The sequence below is a fragment of the Paracoccus sp. (in: a-proteobacteria) genome (assembly GCF_035556475.1).
In the GTDB taxonomy this organism is placed as follows: domain Bacteria; phylum Pseudomonadota; class Alphaproteobacteria; order Rhodobacterales; family Rhodobacteraceae; genus Paracoccus.
Genome location: NZ_DATMFA010000074.1, coordinates 75,972 through 90,577, shown reverse-complemented (window position 1 = coordinate 90,577; position 14,606 = coordinate 75,972). Strand labels below are relative to the sequence as shown.

General features: G+C 64.6%; 16 protein-coding genes, 1 tRNA gene and 1 pseudogene. 9 read left to right on the top strand and 9 right to left on the bottom strand.

Annotated elements, in window-relative coordinates; genetic code table 11:
- Positions 1–402: 402 nt before the first annotated feature.
- Positions 403–825, bottom strand: coding sequence for an OsmC family protein (locus VNQ78_RS09710; RefSeq protein ID WP_325689104.1), 423 nt, complete (start codon positions 823–825; stop codon positions 403–405).
- Positions 826–984: 159 nt separating this feature from the next.
- Between VNQ78_RS09710 and copM the strand changes: the two genes are divergently transcribed.
- The gene (gene copM / locus VNQ78_RS09705) at positions 985–1,353 is read left to right on the top strand and encodes a CopM family metallochaperone (protein WP_325689102.1); all 369 of its coding nucleotides are present in this window, start codon (positions 985–987) and stop codon (positions 1,351–1,353) included.
- A 58-nt stretch (positions 1,354–1,411) separates the two neighbouring features.
- Here copM and VNQ78_RS09700 read toward each other — a convergent pair whose 3' ends face one another.
- On the bottom strand, positions 1,412–2,590 hold the full coding sequence (locus VNQ78_RS09700) for a deoxyguanosinetriphosphate triphosphohydrolase (RefSeq protein WP_325689100.1): 1,179 nt from the start codon (positions 2,588–2,590) through the stop codon (positions 1,412–1,414).
- A gap of 63 nt (positions 2,591–2,653) precedes the next feature.
- Between VNQ78_RS09700 and VNQ78_RS09695 the strand changes: the two genes are divergently transcribed.
- Together VNQ78_RS09695 and xth are read left to right on the top strand one after the other, a co-directional pair.
- Positions 2,654–2,989, top strand: coding sequence for an iron-sulfur cluster assembly accessory protein (locus VNQ78_RS09695; protein ID WP_325689098.1), 336 nt, complete (start codon positions 2,654–2,656; stop codon positions 2,987–2,989).
- Positions 2,990–3,027: 38 nt separating this feature from the next.
- Entirely contained in the window at positions 3,028–3,813 is a 786-nt protein-coding gene (gene xth / locus VNQ78_RS09690; protein WP_325689096.1) for an exodeoxyribonuclease III, read from the top strand.
- A gap of 3 nt (positions 3,814–3,816) precedes the next feature.
- On the opposite strand, the gene VNQ78_RS09685 is transcribed toward xth, so the two are convergent.
- The 3 genes from VNQ78_RS09685 to VNQ78_RS09675 are packed head-to-tail and all read right to left on the bottom strand — an operon-like array spanning position 3,817 to position 6,160.
- On the bottom strand, positions 3,817–4,170 hold the full coding sequence (locus VNQ78_RS09685; protein WP_325689094.1) for a hypothetical protein: 354 nt from the start codon (positions 4,168–4,170) through the stop codon (positions 3,817–3,819).
- Positions 4,170–4,301: a hypothetical protein gene (locus tag VNQ78_RS09680; protein WP_325689147.1), complete on the bottom strand. Its 132-nt coding sequence runs from the start codon at positions 4,299–4,301 to the stop codon at positions 4,170–4,172. The genes VNQ78_RS09685 and VNQ78_RS09680 overlap by 1 nt, the downstream gene beginning before the upstream one ends.
- 2 nt (positions 4,302–4,303) lie before the next feature.
- A complete protein-coding gene (locus tag VNQ78_RS09675; protein WP_325689092.1) occupies positions 4,304–6,160 on the bottom strand; it encodes an extracellular solute-binding protein in 1,857 nt (618 codons plus the stop codon).
- A 341-nt stretch (positions 6,161–6,501) separates the two neighbouring features.
- On the opposite strand from VNQ78_RS09675, the gene VNQ78_RS09670 reads away from it, so the two are divergent.
- Positions 6,502–7,284, top strand: a complete 783-nt coding sequence (locus tag VNQ78_RS09670; RefSeq protein ID WP_325689090.1) for a 3-hydroxybutyrate dehydrogenase — start codon at positions 6,502–6,504, stop codon at positions 7,282–7,284.
- On the opposite strand, the gene VNQ78_RS09665 is transcribed toward VNQ78_RS09670, so the two are convergent.
- Both VNQ78_RS09665 and VNQ78_RS09660 read right to left on the bottom strand, forming a co-directional pair.
- Positions 7,281–7,766: a dihydrofolate reductase gene (locus tag VNQ78_RS09665; protein WP_325689088.1), complete on the bottom strand. Its 486-nt coding sequence runs from the start codon at positions 7,764–7,766 to the stop codon at positions 7,281–7,283. The two genes, VNQ78_RS09670 and VNQ78_RS09665, sit on opposite strands and share 4 nt — an antisense overlap.
- The gene (locus VNQ78_RS09660) at positions 7,766–8,581 is read right to left on the bottom strand and encodes a thymidylate synthase (protein ID WP_325689087.1); all 816 of its coding nucleotides are present in this window, start codon (positions 8,579–8,581) and stop codon (positions 7,766–7,768) included. Before VNQ78_RS09660 ends, VNQ78_RS09665 begins: the two co-directional genes overlap by 1 nt.
- Before the next feature lie 181 nt (positions 8,582–8,762).
- Here VNQ78_RS09660 and VNQ78_RS09655 point away from each other — a divergent pair, with 181 nt between their 5' ends.
- From VNQ78_RS09655 to acnA, 5 genes and pseudogenes are all read left to right on the top strand, one after another.
- The gene (locus VNQ78_RS09655) at positions 8,763–9,152 is read left to right on the top strand and encodes a hypothetical protein (protein ID WP_325689085.1); all 390 of its coding nucleotides are present in this window, start codon (positions 8,763–8,765) and stop codon (positions 9,150–9,152) included.
- 88 nt (positions 9,153–9,240) lie between these two features.
- On the top strand, positions 9,241–9,516 hold the full coding sequence (locus VNQ78_RS09650; RefSeq protein ID WP_325689083.1) for a hypothetical protein: 276 nt from the start codon (positions 9,241–9,243) through the stop codon (positions 9,514–9,516).
- Between the two features lie 136 nt (positions 9,517–9,652).
- A pseudogene (locus tag VNQ78_RS09645) lies at positions 9,653–9,859 on the top strand (tripartite tricarboxylate transporter permease); the annotation flags it as partial.
- Between the two features lie 150 nt (positions 9,860–10,009).
- Positions 10,010–10,882, top strand: a complete 873-nt coding sequence (locus tag VNQ78_RS09640) for a GntR family transcriptional regulator (protein WP_325689081.1) — start codon at positions 10,010–10,012, stop codon at positions 10,880–10,882.
- Between the two features lie 56 nt (positions 10,883–10,938).
- Complete coding sequence (gene acnA, locus VNQ78_RS09635; RefSeq protein ID WP_325689079.1) at positions 10,939–13,512, top strand: aconitate hydratase AcnA; 2,574 nt, start codon at positions 10,939–10,941, stop codon at positions 13,510–13,512.
- Positions 13,513–13,524: 12 nt separating this feature from the next.
- On the opposite strand, the gene VNQ78_RS09630 is transcribed toward acnA, so the two are convergent.
- The gene (locus tag VNQ78_RS09630; RefSeq protein ID WP_325689077.1) at positions 13,525–14,196 is read right to left on the bottom strand and encodes a hypothetical protein; all 672 of its coding nucleotides are present in this window, start codon (positions 14,194–14,196) and stop codon (positions 13,525–13,527) included.
- Positions 14,197–14,454: 258 nt separating this feature from the next.
- Positions 14,455–14,544 (bottom strand) — tRNA-Ser (locus VNQ78_RS09625).
- Positions 14,545–14,606 lie beyond the last annotated feature (62 nt).

Below are 14,606 nucleotides of genomic sequence, written 5' to 3'. Positions count from 1 at the left end.
CTGACGCAGGGCGGTCGATGCCACGCATGGCCATCCCTCGCCCGAAGATCGCGCGGCGATCGAGGGCGAGGTTGCATCCTTCCTTCCCTTGGTCAGGCTGCTTCCTGCGGTGGATGAAACCGATACGCCGCAAAGGCTGCTTGAAGCGCATCCTAAGGCCCTTTTCATCAATCCCGAACGGCATGGCATGGGGTGCCTACCCCTGCCGCGCTGGCCCTGCATCCCGGCCTCGCCGTCGATGTGAACAAGCAGAACAAGGCCCGGGGCTCTTCCGAACATCCGGGGCTTCGAGAGGACCGGTCGCTCGCCCCCTATCCGCTGCTGCATCTGCGCCACCGCCTGACGCCCCCTATGCCAGCAGGGGCGCCGCAGGCTCCGCGCCAGACTACATGGCGGTCGGCCTCAGGCCACCGTCACATCCATCGTGACCTCGGCGTTCAGCACCTTGCTGACCGGGCAGCCCTTCTCGGCCTTCTTCGCGCATTCCTCGATCAGCGCCGGATCGCCATTGCCGTGAACGGTGGTGGTCAGATGCGCGGTCTTGATCGTGAAGCCGCTCTCGTCCTTGGCCAACCCGATTTCCGACTTGGTCTCGATCCGTACGCCGGTGACGCCCGCTTCCTGCAGGATCAGCGACAGGGCCATGCTGAAGCAAGCGGCATGGGCTGCGCCGATCAGCTCCTCGGGATTGGTGCCGGGCAAGCCTTCGAAACGCGAGTTGAAGCCATAGGGCTGATCCTTCAGCGCGCCCGACTTGGTCGAGATCAGGCCCTTGCCGTCCTTGATGCCGCCTTCCCATTTCGCGGATCCGGAGTTCACGATCATGGTCAGTCTCCCTTCGTGGCTGGATGCGCGGCCCAACGCATGAATGGGCGCCGGGTTGCATGACCGGGGAAATGTCACGAAGCCGCCGGCTGACAGCTTTGTCATTTCCCAATCCGCACCATCAGGCGCTTGATATGATAAGCAAAGCAGGAGTCCCCCATGCGCAATCCGATCATCGCCCTGACACTGGCCGGCGTTCTGGCCATGCCCGCCTTCGCCCAGGACCATTCGGCACATGCCACGATGGACCATACCGCCCCCGATGCCTCGCCCTCGACCGCAGCCTATATGGCCGCGATGGAGAAGATGCATGGCGACATGACCATCGAATATACCGGCGACGCCGATGTCGATTTCATGCGCGGCATGATCCCGCATCATCAGGGCGCGATCGACATGGCCAAGGTCGTGCTGGAGCACGGCAAGGATCCCGAAGTGCGCAAGCTGGCCGAAGAGGTCATCAGCGCGCAGGAAGCCGAGATCGCCCTGATGGAGGAATGGCTCGCCAAGCACGCCAAGGCCGAGTGATCCTTCACCGTTTCGGAAATACCCTCGGGGGTGCGGGGGCAGACGGCCCCCGCCGGCTTCATTTCAGTAGCCGCTCCGCTTCCTGAATCGCGAAGCGGTCGGTCATGCCCGCGACATAGTCGAGGACGACGCGGGCCCGCCCCGTCTCGTCCACGGCCGCCGTCGCCGCGGCGAACCAATGCTCGGGCATCTTCGACGGATCCGCGAGATAGAGCGGGAAAAGGCCATTCAGCATCTCGGTCACGCGCTTGCGCTCGACCACGACCGAGGGCGCGCGATACATGCGCTGGAACAGGAACAGCTTGATCGCCTTCAGGTTCTGGTAAAGCGGCTTCGAGAAGCGGATGATCGGGCCGTCCATGTCCCGGATCTCCTGCGCGCTTTGCGGCTGAAGGCTGGTCAGGCGGTTCTGCGCCACCGCGATCACATCCTCGACCATCACGCCAAAGACGCGGCGCAGCGCCTCGTGGCGCCGCCGCATCGGGTCAAGACCGGGATGCAGGCTGTCGACCTCGGCGAAGGCCTCGCCAACGACGGGAAGCTCGGAAAGATCCGCCTCGCTGAAAAGCCCGGCCCGCAGCCCGTCATGCAGATCGTGGTGGTTATAGGCGACGTCATCTGCCACGGCCGCCACCTGCGCCTCGGCGCTGGCGTTGGTGTGCAGTTCCAGATCCCATTCGGCATTCACATCGGCCAGAGCATAGGGCAGGGGGCCGGTGACGGGGCCCCCCGTCGGGCTTGTCCCGACAAGCGGACCGTTATGCTTGGCGATCCCCTCGAGGCTTTCCCATGTCAGGTTCAGCCCGTCGAAATCGGCATAATGCCTTTCCAGCTTTGTCACGATCCTGAGGGCCTGCGCATTGTGGTCAAAGCCGCCATAGGGCGCCATCAGCGCGGCCAGGGCATCCTCTCCGGTATGGCCGAAGGGCGGGTGGCCAAGGTCATGGGCCAGCGCCACCGTCTCGGCCAGATCGGCATTCAGGCCCAACACGCCCGCGATGGTGCGCGCGACCTGCGCGACCTCGATCGTGTGGGTCAGGCGGGTTCGGTAATAATCGCCCTCATGTTCGACAAAAACCTGCGTCTTGTGCTTCAGCCGCCGGAAGGCGCTGGAATGGATGATCCGGTCGCGGTCGCGCTGCCACGGGCTGCGGAAGGTGGACATCCGCTCGGGCCAGTGGCGGCCGCGGCTTTCTTGGGGCTGGCAGGCATAGGGCGCCGTCATATCGTGCTGCATTCCTTGCGGGGTCTCTCTGCGAAGCCTATATTCCAGTTCCAAGGACGGAAACGGGAACGCCCCATGAACGTGGAATTGAACCTGCCCCCAAAGGTCACGCCTCGCGCCTTCGCGCGACTGGCCGAGATCAATGCCAAGGGCCCGGCCCGGCCGCTGCGTGTCGCGGTGGCGGGTGGCGGCTGCTCGGGCTTTCAGTATGACATCCGGCTGGACGACCCGGCCGAGGATGATCTGGTCCTGCAGGGCGAGGGGCAAAGCGTCGTGGTCGATCCCGTCTCGCTGCCCTTCCTTGCCGGAGCGGTGATCGACTTCACCGACGAGTTGATCGGGGCGCGTTTCGTCATCGACAACCCGAATGCCAGTTCGTCCTGCGGCTGCGGCACCTCCTTCTCGATCTGATCTGGCCTTGGGCGCGGCGGGCGGCTAGTCTCGCCGCCATGAAGATCGCGACATTCAATATCAACGGCGTCCGCGCCCGTATCGAAACCCTGACCGGCTGGCTTTCCGAAGCGCAGCCGGACGTGGTCGTGCTGCAGGAAATCAAGACCCAGGACGAGGGGTTTCCGACCGAGCCGGTGGCCGACCTCGGATATAATATCGAGACGCATGGCCAGAAGGGCTTCAACGGGGTCGCGATCCTGTCGAAGCTGCCGATCGAGGATGTGATGCGCGGCCTGCCCGGCGACGACACGGACGAGCAGTCGCGCTATATCGAGGCGACGGTGATTGGTCAGCGGGCCGTCCGCATCGCTGGTCTTTATCTGCCGAACGGCAACCCGCAGCCCGGCCCCAAATTCGACTACAAGCTGGCTTGGATGGAGCGCTTGCGCGCCCGCGCCCGTGCACTTCGCGCGCTTGAGATGCCCGCGATCATGCTGGGCGACTATAACGTCATTCCCGAACCTCGCGATGCCGCCCATCCCGAGAAATGGCTGGATGATGCGCTGTTCCAGCCGGAAAGCCGGGCGGCGCTGCGGCGCATCCTGAACGACGGCTGGACCGATGCCGTCCGCCTGCGCGACCCGGACAACCAGCGCGGTCCCTTCACCTTCTGGGACTATCAGGCGGGGGCATGGCAAAGGGACAATGGCATCCGCATCGACCATGTCCTGCTGTCGCCGCAGGCGGTTGATCTGCTGATTGATACCGGCATCGACCGCGACGAGCGGGCCAAGGACAAGCCCAGCGACCACGTCCCGGTCTGGGTCGATCTTGACGCCTAAGCGCTAGACGCGCCCGGTCCGGTCCCCATCGTCCGGGATCTCGTCGTCGTCGCCGAAACGGGCATCGTCGTCATATTCGTCCTCGCCCTCGCCGACATATTTGGCCGAGAGCGCGATGGAATGGTTGTCATGCGTCGGGTCCATCACGATGTCCGACGGAATCTCGCCTGCCAGCCACTCGCGGACCTCGTCCCTGGTCTCGTCGAGTTCCTGGCCGGTGACTTCGGCGATGTAGCGGATGAAGGCCCGCTGCTCGCCGTCGATCTCGTCAAGTTCGGCCTCGTCAGCTTCGGGCCATTTCTCGATGATCGCCTCGATAAAGGCAGACCAGTTCTCCTGAACATGTGACCATTTCATCAATAACCGCCTCCTCCACCGATATTGCCCTGCGTCCAACGGGACGCGCCGCTGATGTCCTCGCCGACGCCGGCAATCGTGTTGCATCCGGCCAACGCCAGAAGGACGACAAGGGTTGCGATAAGCCTCACGATCAATTCCTTTCTTCTTGCCACCAGGTTTCCGGCATGAATCCAGGCCAGTCACCATAAAGTGGAGTGTTTTCAGGATAATGCAGGTTGGCCTTATGGGCCAAGCGGGAAATCCGGGCATAGCTGACGGGTATGACATAGCGCCCGGCGGTCAGAATTCTGTCAAGCGCCCGGACCGCGGCGCGGTAATCTTCAAGCGTGGTGGCGTGGCCCATCTCGGCGATCATCGCCTCGGCCGCGGGAGAGTTCATGCCCATCCAGTTCTTCGTGCCCGGCTTTTCGACCCCCGCGCCGCCCCAGTAGAGAAGCTGTTCGTTCCCCGGCGACAGCGACAAGCCGCGCTCATACCAGGTCATGTCGAACTGATAGTTGTTTGTCCGCTGCACATATTGGGCCGAGTCGAGCAGCGTGACATTCGGTCGGATTCCGAGGTTTCTGAGCGATTCGGTGAAGATGTCGACGATCTGCCGGGTCTCGGCGCTGGAGCGCATGGCGCTGCCCGACTGGTTCAGCAGGATCTCGAAGGTGAAGGGCTGGCCCTGGGCATTGCGCAACTCTCCCTGCTGGACGGTCCAGCCGGCCTCAGCCAGCAGTGCCAGTGCGGCGCGGATGCCCTTGCGGTCGATATGACGCTCGCCCCCTTCGGGCAGGGAATAGCCCTCGATCGTGCCGGGGGGCAGGTCGGCGGCGAAGGGTCGCAGCAACTCCGCCTCCCGCCCGGTCGCGGGACCGGGTTCCATCGCGAGGTCCGAGTTCGAGAAATAGCTCGTGATCCGTGGATCCTTGCCGCCTGAGAGCGTCATGTTGATGAAGCGATAGTTGAAGGCCTGGATCAGCGCCTCGCGCACGCGCCAGTCGGCAAAGACCGGATTGCGCGTGTTCATCACCAGACCCATGATCCCCGAAGGGCGGCCGTTCGCGATCTCGGACTTGACGATCCGGCCCTCGCGGATGGCGGGAAAGTCGAAATCGCGATCCCAGCGCGCGGCGACCAGCTCGCGCCAGACATCGGTTTCCCCGGCCTTGAACGCCTCGAACATGGCATTGGCGTCGCCGAAATAGTCGAACCGGATCTCGTCGAAATTATTGAGCCCGCGGTTCACCGCAAGATCGCGCCCCCAATAATCCGGGTTGCGGCGAAAGCTGATCGCGCGGCCCGGATCGACCTTGTCGATGACATAGGGGCCGGACCCGATGGGCACCATCAGCCCCGACTGGCTGAAATCACGGCCCTGCCACTGCGCCTTTTGCAGGATCGGACGCATCCCCATCAGCATGGCAAGCTCACGGTCGGCGGTGTTGAAAGTGAAGCGGACCGAGCGGGGGCCGGTCTGCTCCATCTTCGCGACCTTCGACCAGACGGCGGTGTAACGCGGATGGCCCTTGGTCCCGAGCGTCTCATAGGACCACATCACGTCCTCGACGGTGACGGGCGCGCCGTCCGAGAACCGCGCCTCGGGCCGCAGGGTGAATTCGACCCAGCTCCGGTCGGGATCGGTCTCGACGCTTTCGGCCAAGAGGCCGTAGAGGGTGAAAGGCTCGTCGATCGAGCGCGTCATCAGCGACTCGGTCAGCAACCCCGGCTGGGTGAAGATCGGCCAGACCGGATTGCCCATCAGGACCCACGGGTTGAGCGAATCGAAGCTGCCCGACTCGGCCAGTCGAATCGTTCCCCCTTTGATCGCATTCGGATTGGCATAGGGCAGGTGCGAGAAACCGGGGCCGAGCGCGGGTTCTCCATACATTGCAATGGCATGCACGGGTTCGGAAGCACTTGCCAGCGGCATCGTTGCAACACAGGCCGCAAGGGCGAATGCGCGCCAGATCGCGGATTCGTTAGCAAATTTGAAGAATCGCATGCTCGATCGCCCTGTTTTCCGGGTCGCTGGTTTTCCGATGGCCGACCTTAGCGCCCCGTTCCGCATGTGGCAAACTTACCCATTGGACTCATCTTGGGAAAAGCGTATAGATGAAGCACTGCTCGATAGGTTTCTTGCCTGTATGAAACCTGCCTCATGACTAGCGCCCGCCTTGTGCGGGCGTTTTTTTATGGGCTTTGCAGGCCCTCGATCCGGGCCTTTCACTCCACGCCCGGCTCACGAAGAAATGTCCCGGCGGGGTGATGCGCCCCGGGCTTGTCTCGCCCCCGCTTTTTCCACATCCTGCCGCCGAAACGACAAAGCAGGTTCAGGAGACGGCGATGTTCGAGACGTTTTTGAAGGGCAAGACGGCGGTGGTGACGGGGTCGAACTCGGGCATCGGGCTTGGGATCGCGATCGAGCTGGCGAAGACAGGTGCCGATCTGGTCCTGAACAGCTTTACCGACAGTGACGAGGATCACGCCCTTGCCGCGAAGCTGGCCTCCGAGCATGGCGTGGCCGTCCGCTATCTTCAGGCCGACATGTCGAAGCCCGACGATTGCCGCGCGCTGATCGAGAAGGCGGGGCGCTGCGATATCCTCGTCAACAATGCGGGCATCCAGCATGTCGCGCCGATCCCGGAATTCCCGACTGAGAAATGGGACGCAATCATCGCGATCAACCTGAGTTCCGCCTTCCACACCACGGCGGTCGCGCTGCCGATCATGCGCGAGGCGGGCTGGGGCCGCGTCATCAACGTCGCCTCGGCGCATGGCCTGACGGCCAGCCCGTTCAAATCGGCCTATGTCGCGGCCAAGCACGGCATCATCGGGCTGACCAAGGTGACGGCGCTTGAAACCGCGCGCGAGGCGATCACCTGCAACGCGATCTGCCCCGGCTATGTCCTGACGCCCATCGTCGAGAAGCAGATCCCCGACCAGATGAAGACCCATAACATGAGCCGCGAGGAGGTGATCGCCAAGGTCATGCTGGACCGCCAACCCTCGGGCGAGTTCGCGACGGTCGAGCAGATGGGCGGCACGGCCGTCTTCCTCTGCTCGTCCGCGGCGGACCAGATCACCGGCACCTCGATCTCGGTCGATGGGGGCTGGACGGCGCTCTAAGCGGGACGCCCGCGGATCAGCTCGCGCAGTGTGCAGCGGGGCGCCTCGCCCGGCAGCACGCGGCGGTCCAGCTCGATCCAGTCGGCCTCGGCGAAGGCGGGGAAATGGGCATCGGCATTGTCGATTGTCAGATCGACCTCGGTGATCAGGAGGCGCTGCGCCAGCGGCAGCGTCTCGCGATAGATCGCCTCGCCGCCGATGGCATAGATGCGGTTGTAACCCTGCGCCCGCGCCAGCCCGATCGCGTCAGTGACCGAGGCGGTGACATGTTCCGCCAGCGAGGGATCGCGCGAGACGATAATGTTCAGGCGGTTCTTCAGCGGCTTGACCGGCAGGCTCTCCCATGTCCGGCGTCCCATGATCACGGCCCCGCCCAGCGTCTCGCGCTGGAACATCCGCAGATCCTCGGGCGAGTGCCAGGGAATCAGGTTGTCCTTGCCAATGGCCCCGTTGCGGGCGCGGGCGACGATCAGGCTCAGCATCAGACGGCCACCGGAGCCTTGATCGCCGGGGCGGGGTCGTAGTCGAGGAACTCGAAGTCGTCATAGCGGAAATCGAAGATCGAGCCGACCTCGCGCGTGATGCGCAGCCGGGGCAGGGGGCGCGGTTCGCGTTCCAACTGGGTGCGTACCTGATCCAAATGGTTTGAATAGATATGCGCGTCGCCCATCGTATGGATGAAATCGCCCGCCTCATAGCCCGTCACATGGGCGAGCATATGGGTCAGCAACGCATATGAGGCGATGTTGAACGGCACTCCAAGGAACATGTCGGCCGAGCGCTGGTAAAGCTGCAGATGCAGCTTGCCCTGCTGGATCCGCACCTGCCAGAGCGTGTGGCAAGGCGGCAGCGCCATCTGGTCAACCTCGCCGGGGTTCCAGGCCGAGACGATCAGCCGGCGCGAATCCGGGGTCTTGCGGATACGCTCGATCAGTTCCGCGATCTGGTCGACCTCACCGACCACGACGCGGCCATTCTCCTCGCGCACGGTCGGGAAATGGCGCCATTGGTGGCCATAGACCGGGCCAAGATCGCCATTCTCATCGGCCCATTCGTCCCAGATCGAGACGCCGTTTTCTTTGAGGTAGCGGATATTGGTATCGCCCGACAGGAACCACAGCAGCTCATGCACGATCGAGCGCAGGTGCAGCTTCTTGGTGGTCACCAGCGGGAAACCCTCGGCCAGCGGATAGCGGCACTGCATCCCGAAATGCGAGATCGTGCCGGTGCCGGTCCGGTCGGTCGAGGGCGCGCCCTGTTCGAGAACGGTGCGAAGTGCGGCGAGATACTGGCGCAAGATCGGCTCTCCGGTTTGGAAGGGGTGGCCCCGGTCAGGCCGCTTTGGCCCCGGCTTATCAAGGATCGATCGCCGCGCAAAGCGTGATCGGGTCTGTCAATAAGCGATATTAACGATAATCTATATCGTGTATAATGAGACTGCGGAAACGAACCGCGCTGCATCGAACGGGGATAGGGCGATGCTTCTCGCGCATCGAACGGAGGAATCCCGGCCGGGTCTGGGCGAACGCCTTCTCGATCTGCTGTTTCTGGCGACGACCAGCGCCGGGGACGCTGACCGGCTGCTGCCGGCGAGCCGTTGGCAACAGGTCATCCGCGCATCCAACTGGAGCGTGCGGGTCGCGGGGCCGCGCTGGTTCATGATCTGGAGCGGCGATCACGCCCGCCTGTCGCGGCGGCATGTCGTCCTGTTGCTGCGGCGCTGGGTCGGCCTGACACGAGCCGAGAACCTTGCCCTGGCGCAGGATCAACTCGCCCGGCATCAGGCGGAATTCCGGGGGGTCCGGCCCGGCCTTGTCCTGCGCGAGGCGCAGAGGCGGATCAGCCGGGCGCTGGCGCGGCACTGCTGACCGGCCAATTTGGGCGCGGCACGGATTTGCTGCCCGGCACGGGCTTTGGTGATAGCCTCTCCATGTCCGATTGTGGAGTTTCAAAGCCATGCGTGCCACCCTCGCCCCCCTTCTTCTCATCACGGTTGCTGCTTGCGATCCGGTGCCGGATCAGGTTCCCGACCCCGCGGACCTCCGTTCGCGACAGGAGGCGGCCTGCACGGCCACCATCGCCGCGCATGTCCGCCGCCCCACTTCGGAGGTATCCTCGCGCTGGCTGTCCGAAGCTGACGGGATGGCGCGCGTCGAGGCGAGGGATGGCAGCAGGGTGCATATCTGCGAGGTGAATGCCGCGGGGCAGGTACTGCGCTATATCCATCCCTGAGCGCGTGATTGTCGCATTGATTTAATAATTGCATTTTATGGCGTCATGATGCATTAAAGGGTCAGTCGAACACGACGACCCACGGGAGGAAATCATGACATATCTTCGCTCCAGGCTGGTTTCAGCCTGGCTGATGGCGGCTGCCGAGATCCTGACCTTTCTCAGCTACACCATGGAGCGCAAGCTGGCGGGGAAACCCGAGGAATTCGGCAAGGGCGCGATCAAGGGCGTGGCCGGACCCGAGGCCGCGAACAATGCCTCCGCCGCCGGAACGCTGGTGCCGCTGGTGCCGCTCCTGACGCTGGGCCTGCCGGGCTCGGCCACGATGATCGCCATTGCAGCACTCGCCCTGATCGCGCCCTTTGCCTTCAAGGGATTGGCGAAGTTCAGGCAGGACGAGGACTGAACCCCCGGCGATGGCGCGGCGGAAGGGCCGCGCCACTTGCATGACCTCGCCCCGGCCCCGATACTCTGGGCAGTTTCAGGAGATCCCATGGCGCGTGTCAGCCTTTCCCCCCAGATCATGGCCCGGATCGTCGATCACGCGCGGGCGCAGAACATGCAGGCGGGCCAGCACCTTCCCGCCCAGCTTCTTGCCGACAGCTTCAAGGTCTCGCGCCAGCCGATCGTCAGCGCGCTGAAAAAGCTCGAGGATATGGGCATCGTCCAGTCCGCGCCGAACCGCGGCTATTTCCTCGCCTGCAACGCCGATGACATCCCCGAGATGGACGCGGACGCTGCCGGCGATGACGAGGTTTACGACCGCATCGCCGCCGACCGCATGGCGAACCGTCTGCCGGACCGGCTGAGCGAGAACGAATTGATGCGCCTTTACGGCGTGGCGCGTGGTCGGCTTTCGCGCGTGCTGCACCAGATCGCCGATGAGGGCTGGATCGAACGCCTGCCCGGTAATGGCTGGGAATTCCGCGAGATCCTGACCTCGCGCAAGGCCTATTCCGACGCTTACCAGTTCCGCGCCGCGATCGAGATGCAGGCGCTGCTGCTGCCCAGTTTCCGCATCGATGAGGAGGGCTTTGCCGCCGCCCGCCGCCATCAGCAGGAACTGCTGCAAAGCTATGAAAGCGAAAGCCGCCAGAAGGTCTTTGGCACCAATATCGAGTTCCACGAGATGCTGATGACCTGCGCGAACAACGATTTCTTCCTCGATGCCGTGCGGCGGATCAACCGGGTCCGGCGGCTGATGGAATATTCGATCACCCATGACCGCACGCGCCTGCCGCAGCAATGCCGCGAGCATTTGCAGATCCTCGATCTGATCGAGGAACGCGACATGCAGGCCGCCGCAACCTTCCTCTTCCGCCACATCCGCGAGGCCGGAAACATCAAGGCGGCGCTGATTGCCTGATTGCATTTCATAATCTGAAAATGCTATTTATCTCCCGACCAGCAGGGAGAGAGCCTATGTCATTCACCGCCGCGTTCCGGGGCCGCAAGATCATCGATCTGCCGGCCGCAGCCGGGGCCGACCTTTCCCGGATGCCGCATATCCACCGCCTGCTGCTGGAAAACGTGCTGCGCTCCTCTCATGCCCCTGATGAAGCGCGCAAGGCGTTTCTTGACTGGCTCGCGACAGGGCGCAGCGAGGCCGAGATCCCCTTCCTGCCCGGTCGGGTGCTGATGCATGACACGACTTGTGGCCCGGCATTGGTTGATATTGCCGCCATGCGCTCGGCGCTGGCTGAGGCGGGACATGATCCGGCGCTGCTCAATCCGGTGCTGCCCGTCGATGTCTCGACCGACCATTCGCTGGCCGTCGATGCCTATGCGATACCGGGCGCGATGGCCCGGAATATCGAGAACGAATACCGCCGCAATGCCGAGCGTTACCGCTTCATGAAATGGGCGACGAACAGCCTCTCGAACTTTCGCGTGCATCCGCCGGGGACCGGCATCATGCACACGCTGAACCTCGAACGCCTCGCGACCGTGGTGGCTGAGCGTGACGGCTGGTTTATGCCCGACACGCTGATCGGCACCGACAGCCACACGCCGATGATCAATGGTATCGGGGTGTTGGCATGGGGCGTCGGCGGGATCGAGGCGGAGAGCGTCTTTTTCGGGATGCCGGTCATGTTGCGCGTCCCCGACGTGGTGGGCGTGCGCCTGACCGGCCACCTGCGCGAGGGGGTGACGGCCACCGACCTTGCCCTGACCGTGACCGAACGACTGCGCCAGATTGATCTTGCCGACCGTTTCGTCGAGTTCTTCGGCCCCGGCGTCTCGACCCTTTCAGCGGGGGACCGCGCGGTCGTCGCCAATATGACCCCGGAGTTCGGTGGCAATTCCGGTTTCTTCCCGGTCGATGCCGCGACCATCGCCTATCTGCGCCGGACCGGGCGGACGACAGAGCATTGCGAGTGGGTCGAGGATTATTGCCGCCGTCAGGGCTTGTGGTTCGACCCCGAGGCGCGGCCGGTCTTTACCAGCCTTGCCGAGCTTGATCTGGGCGAGGTCGAGGTCAGCGTCGCCGGTCCGCGCCGTCCACAGGACCGCATTCCGGCCTCGGATACCGCACGCGCCACCGCTGCCATGCGCGGTCATGCCCCGCTGCCCGCGCCCTTGGGCAAATCGCCCGATGGCGCGGTCGCCATTGCAGCGATCACCAGTTGCACCAATACCAGCGACCCGCGCTTGCTGGTGGCCGCCGGTCTGGTCGCCCGCAAGGCGCGCGCGCTGGGGCTGAAACCGCCCCCGCATGTCAAGACCTCGATGGCTCCCGGTTCGCCCACCGCGCAGCGTTATCTGGAGCGCGCGGGCCTTCTCGCGGACCTCGAAGCGGTGGGCTTCGGCATCGTCGGCTATGGCTGCACCACCTGCATCGGCAATTCTGGCCCCTTGCCCGACAGCGCCATCGCGGCGCAGGCCGAGGGCAGGCTTCAGGTCGCGGTCCTTTCCGGCAACCGCAACTTTCCCGGCCGCGTCCATCCGCAGGTTGAGGCCGGGTTCCTTGCCTCGCCGCCCCTGGTCGTGGCCTTCGCGCTTGCCGGCGATGTCGAGCGCGACATCCTGTGTGACGAGATCGCGCCGGGCGTGCGCCTGTCGGACCTCTGGCCCAAGGGGGAGGAGATCGACGCGGCGCTGGCGCGGGCAGGGGATGCGGGCGACTTTGCCGCCGCCTATGACCGGGCCGAGGCGAGCGAGCTTTGGCGTGACCTCGACGCCCCCGACACGGCGCTGTTTCCGTGGGATCCGGCCTCGACCTATATCCGCCGCCCGCCCTTCGCGGATTTCGCGAGGCCGCGTGCGCAGCGGGTCATGGCGGCCCCGATCCTGGTGCTGGGCGATGACATCACCACCGACCACATCTCGCCCGCGGGGGCGATCCCGCGCAGGGGCGAGGCCGCGGATTACCTGATCGCGGGCGGAGATCCGGTGGATGACCTGAATGTCTTCTCGTCCCGTCGCGGCAATTGGGAGGCGATGCGGCGCGGGCTATTTACCAACAAGTCGGTGCGGAACCTGCTGGCCGACGGCATCCCGCCGGGCAGCACCATCCTGCCCGACGGCTCGGTCCTGCCGCTCTGGCGCGCGGCCGAGCATTACCGCCAGGCCGGCGTTCCGGTCGTGATCCTCGCGGGCGAGCGCTATGGCATGGGGTCATCGCGCGACTGGGCGGCCAAGGGCGCGGCGCTTCTCGGCACGCGCGCGGTGCTTGCGGTCAGCTTCGAGCGTATCCACCGCTCGAACCTGATCGGCATGGGCATCCTGCCGCTGCGCCTGCCCGAAGGCGTGACCCCGGAAACCCTCGCTCTTTCCGTCCGTGACCGGATCGAGATCGGCCTTGACCCCGCGCGGCTTGGCCCGCGCGCGACTGTCGAGGTCCGGGTCCACCGAGCCTCGGGCGGGGTCGAACGCCTCGACGCCATCGCGGCCATCGAAACCAGCCTTGAGGTCGAGACGCTTGCCAAGGGCGGTCTCATGCCGCTGATCCTCGATCGGGTGATCGCGCGGATGCCCGAGGTTCCGGCCGCCTGACGGCGCGGGCCTTCAACTCATCAGCAGCTGGATGGCGGCATTGAAGGCCGCCTGCGTCATGTTCGCCTGCTGGAAGTTCGAGTTGATCAGGATGGCGTTGGTCGCCATCGACCGCGCGGCGATGATGTCGCGCAGCGCGATCCCTTGCAGCGCCATGACCTCGGCCTGCAGGGCATTGCCGGCACGATAGGCATTGTAATCCACGCCCTTGTTCACGCGCACCAGATAGACATGGCCATTCGCGCCCGCGAACCCCTTGGCGACCCGGATGTCGCGGGTGCAGGACACCAACTTCGACGGGTTTCCGAAGGCCTGATGATTGTCGGGATGATAGGGATTGTTGGTATAATCCGTGGGAAGGGAGGGGCCGCGATGCCCGCCCGGCTGCGGTCCTGCCGCCCGCGCCAGATTGGGGGTGGTCGGCAGGGCATGATTGCCGAGGTGATGGGAAAAGAGCCCACCTGCCGCGTCGATCTGGGCCGGTGTGCGGTGATCGCCCCGCAGCGCAACCTCGCTGCCGGTCGCGGCGGCCATCGGCACCGCTTGGGTGGGCTGCCGCGCGGTCGCAATCGCGGGGGACCAACTTCGGCTGTTTGGTGGAACGGGCGTGGCGGGAGGGTTGTTGACGGTCGTCATCGCCCCGGCGGTGGGCGTCACGGCGGGAGCCATCGGATGCCAGGCCATATCGATTCCCCCTGATGGGATGCGATCATAGTCCGGCCGGAGGCGATCCCCTGTCAAGCGTCCGGCAGGGTGCGGAGGCCTTCGCGCGCCGATCGAGGCGCGCTGGAGGTTGTGGCAGAGCGTATGCCGGCTGGTCCACGATCCCCAGGGTTCACGCACCTGTTCCAGGCTCGAAACATCATCCAAATTGGATCATAAGCTGCTTATATGAAAGAGGATTAAACTCGCCGCATCCTGCCAAGAGGATACAACCACAAGTGGCGGAGAGGGTGGGATTCGAACCCACGGAACCCGTGAAGGCTCAACGGTTTTCGAGACCGCCCCGTTCGACCACTCCGGCACCTCTCCGCGCTCTTGGGTGGTGGCGGGGATTTAGACGGGCCGGGGTTGAAGCGCAAGGGGCTTCGGGC

What these genes read in the sequence shown, in the direction of transcription:
- VNQ78_RS09710 (WP_325689104.1), bottom strand. Translation starts at nt 825, where the DNA reads ATGATCGTGAACTCCGGATCCGCGAAATGGGAAGGCGGCATCAAGGAC.
- VNQ78_RS09700 (WP_325689100.1), bottom strand. Translation starts at nt 2,590, where the DNA reads ATGCAGCACGATATGACGGCGCCCTATGCCTGCCAGCCCCAAGAAAGC.
- acnA (WP_325689079.1), top strand. Translation starts at nt 10,939, where the DNA reads ATGTCATTCACCGCCGCGTTCCGGGGCCGCAAGATCATCGATCTGCCG.
- VNQ78_RS09685 (WP_325689094.1), bottom strand. Translation starts at nt 4,170, where the DNA reads ATGAAATGGTCACATGTTCAGGAGAACTGGTCTGCCTTTATCGAGGCG.
- VNQ78_RS09670 (WP_325689090.1), top strand. Translation starts at nt 6,502, where the DNA reads ATGTTCGAGACGTTTTTGAAGGGCAAGACGGCGGTGGTGACGGGGTCG.
- VNQ78_RS09640 (WP_325689081.1), top strand. Translation starts at nt 10,010, where the DNA reads ATGGCGCGTGTCAGCCTTTCCCCCCAGATCATGGCCCGGATCGTCGAT.
- VNQ78_RS09655 (WP_325689085.1), top strand. Translation starts at nt 8,763, where the DNA reads ATGCTTCTCGCGCATCGAACGGAGGAATCCCGGCCGGGTCTGGGCGAA.
- xth (WP_325689096.1), top strand. Translation starts at nt 3,028, where the DNA reads ATGAAGATCGCGACATTCAATATCAACGGCGTCCGCGCCCGTATCGAA.
- VNQ78_RS09630 (WP_325689077.1), bottom strand. Translation starts at nt 14,196, where the DNA reads ATGGCCTGGCATCCGATGGCTCCCGCCGTGACGCCCACCGCCGGGGCG.
- VNQ78_RS09650 (WP_325689083.1), top strand. Translation starts at nt 9,241, where the DNA reads ATGCGTGCCACCCTCGCCCCCCTTCTTCTCATCACGGTTGCTGCTTGC.
- VNQ78_RS09675 (WP_325689092.1), bottom strand. Translation starts at nt 6,160, where the DNA reads ATGCGATTCTTCAAATTTGCTAACGAATCCGCGATCTGGCGCGCATTC.
- VNQ78_RS09695 (WP_325689098.1), top strand. Translation starts at nt 2,654, where the DNA reads ATGAACGTGGAATTGAACCTGCCCCCAAAGGTCACGCCTCGCGCCTTC.
- VNQ78_RS09665 (WP_325689088.1), bottom strand. Translation starts at nt 7,766, where the DNA reads ATGCTGAGCCTGATCGTCGCCCGCGCCCGCAACGGGGCCATTGGCAAG.
- copM (WP_325689102.1), top strand. Translation starts at nt 985, where the DNA reads ATGCGCAATCCGATCATCGCCCTGACACTGGCCGGCGTTCTGGCCATG.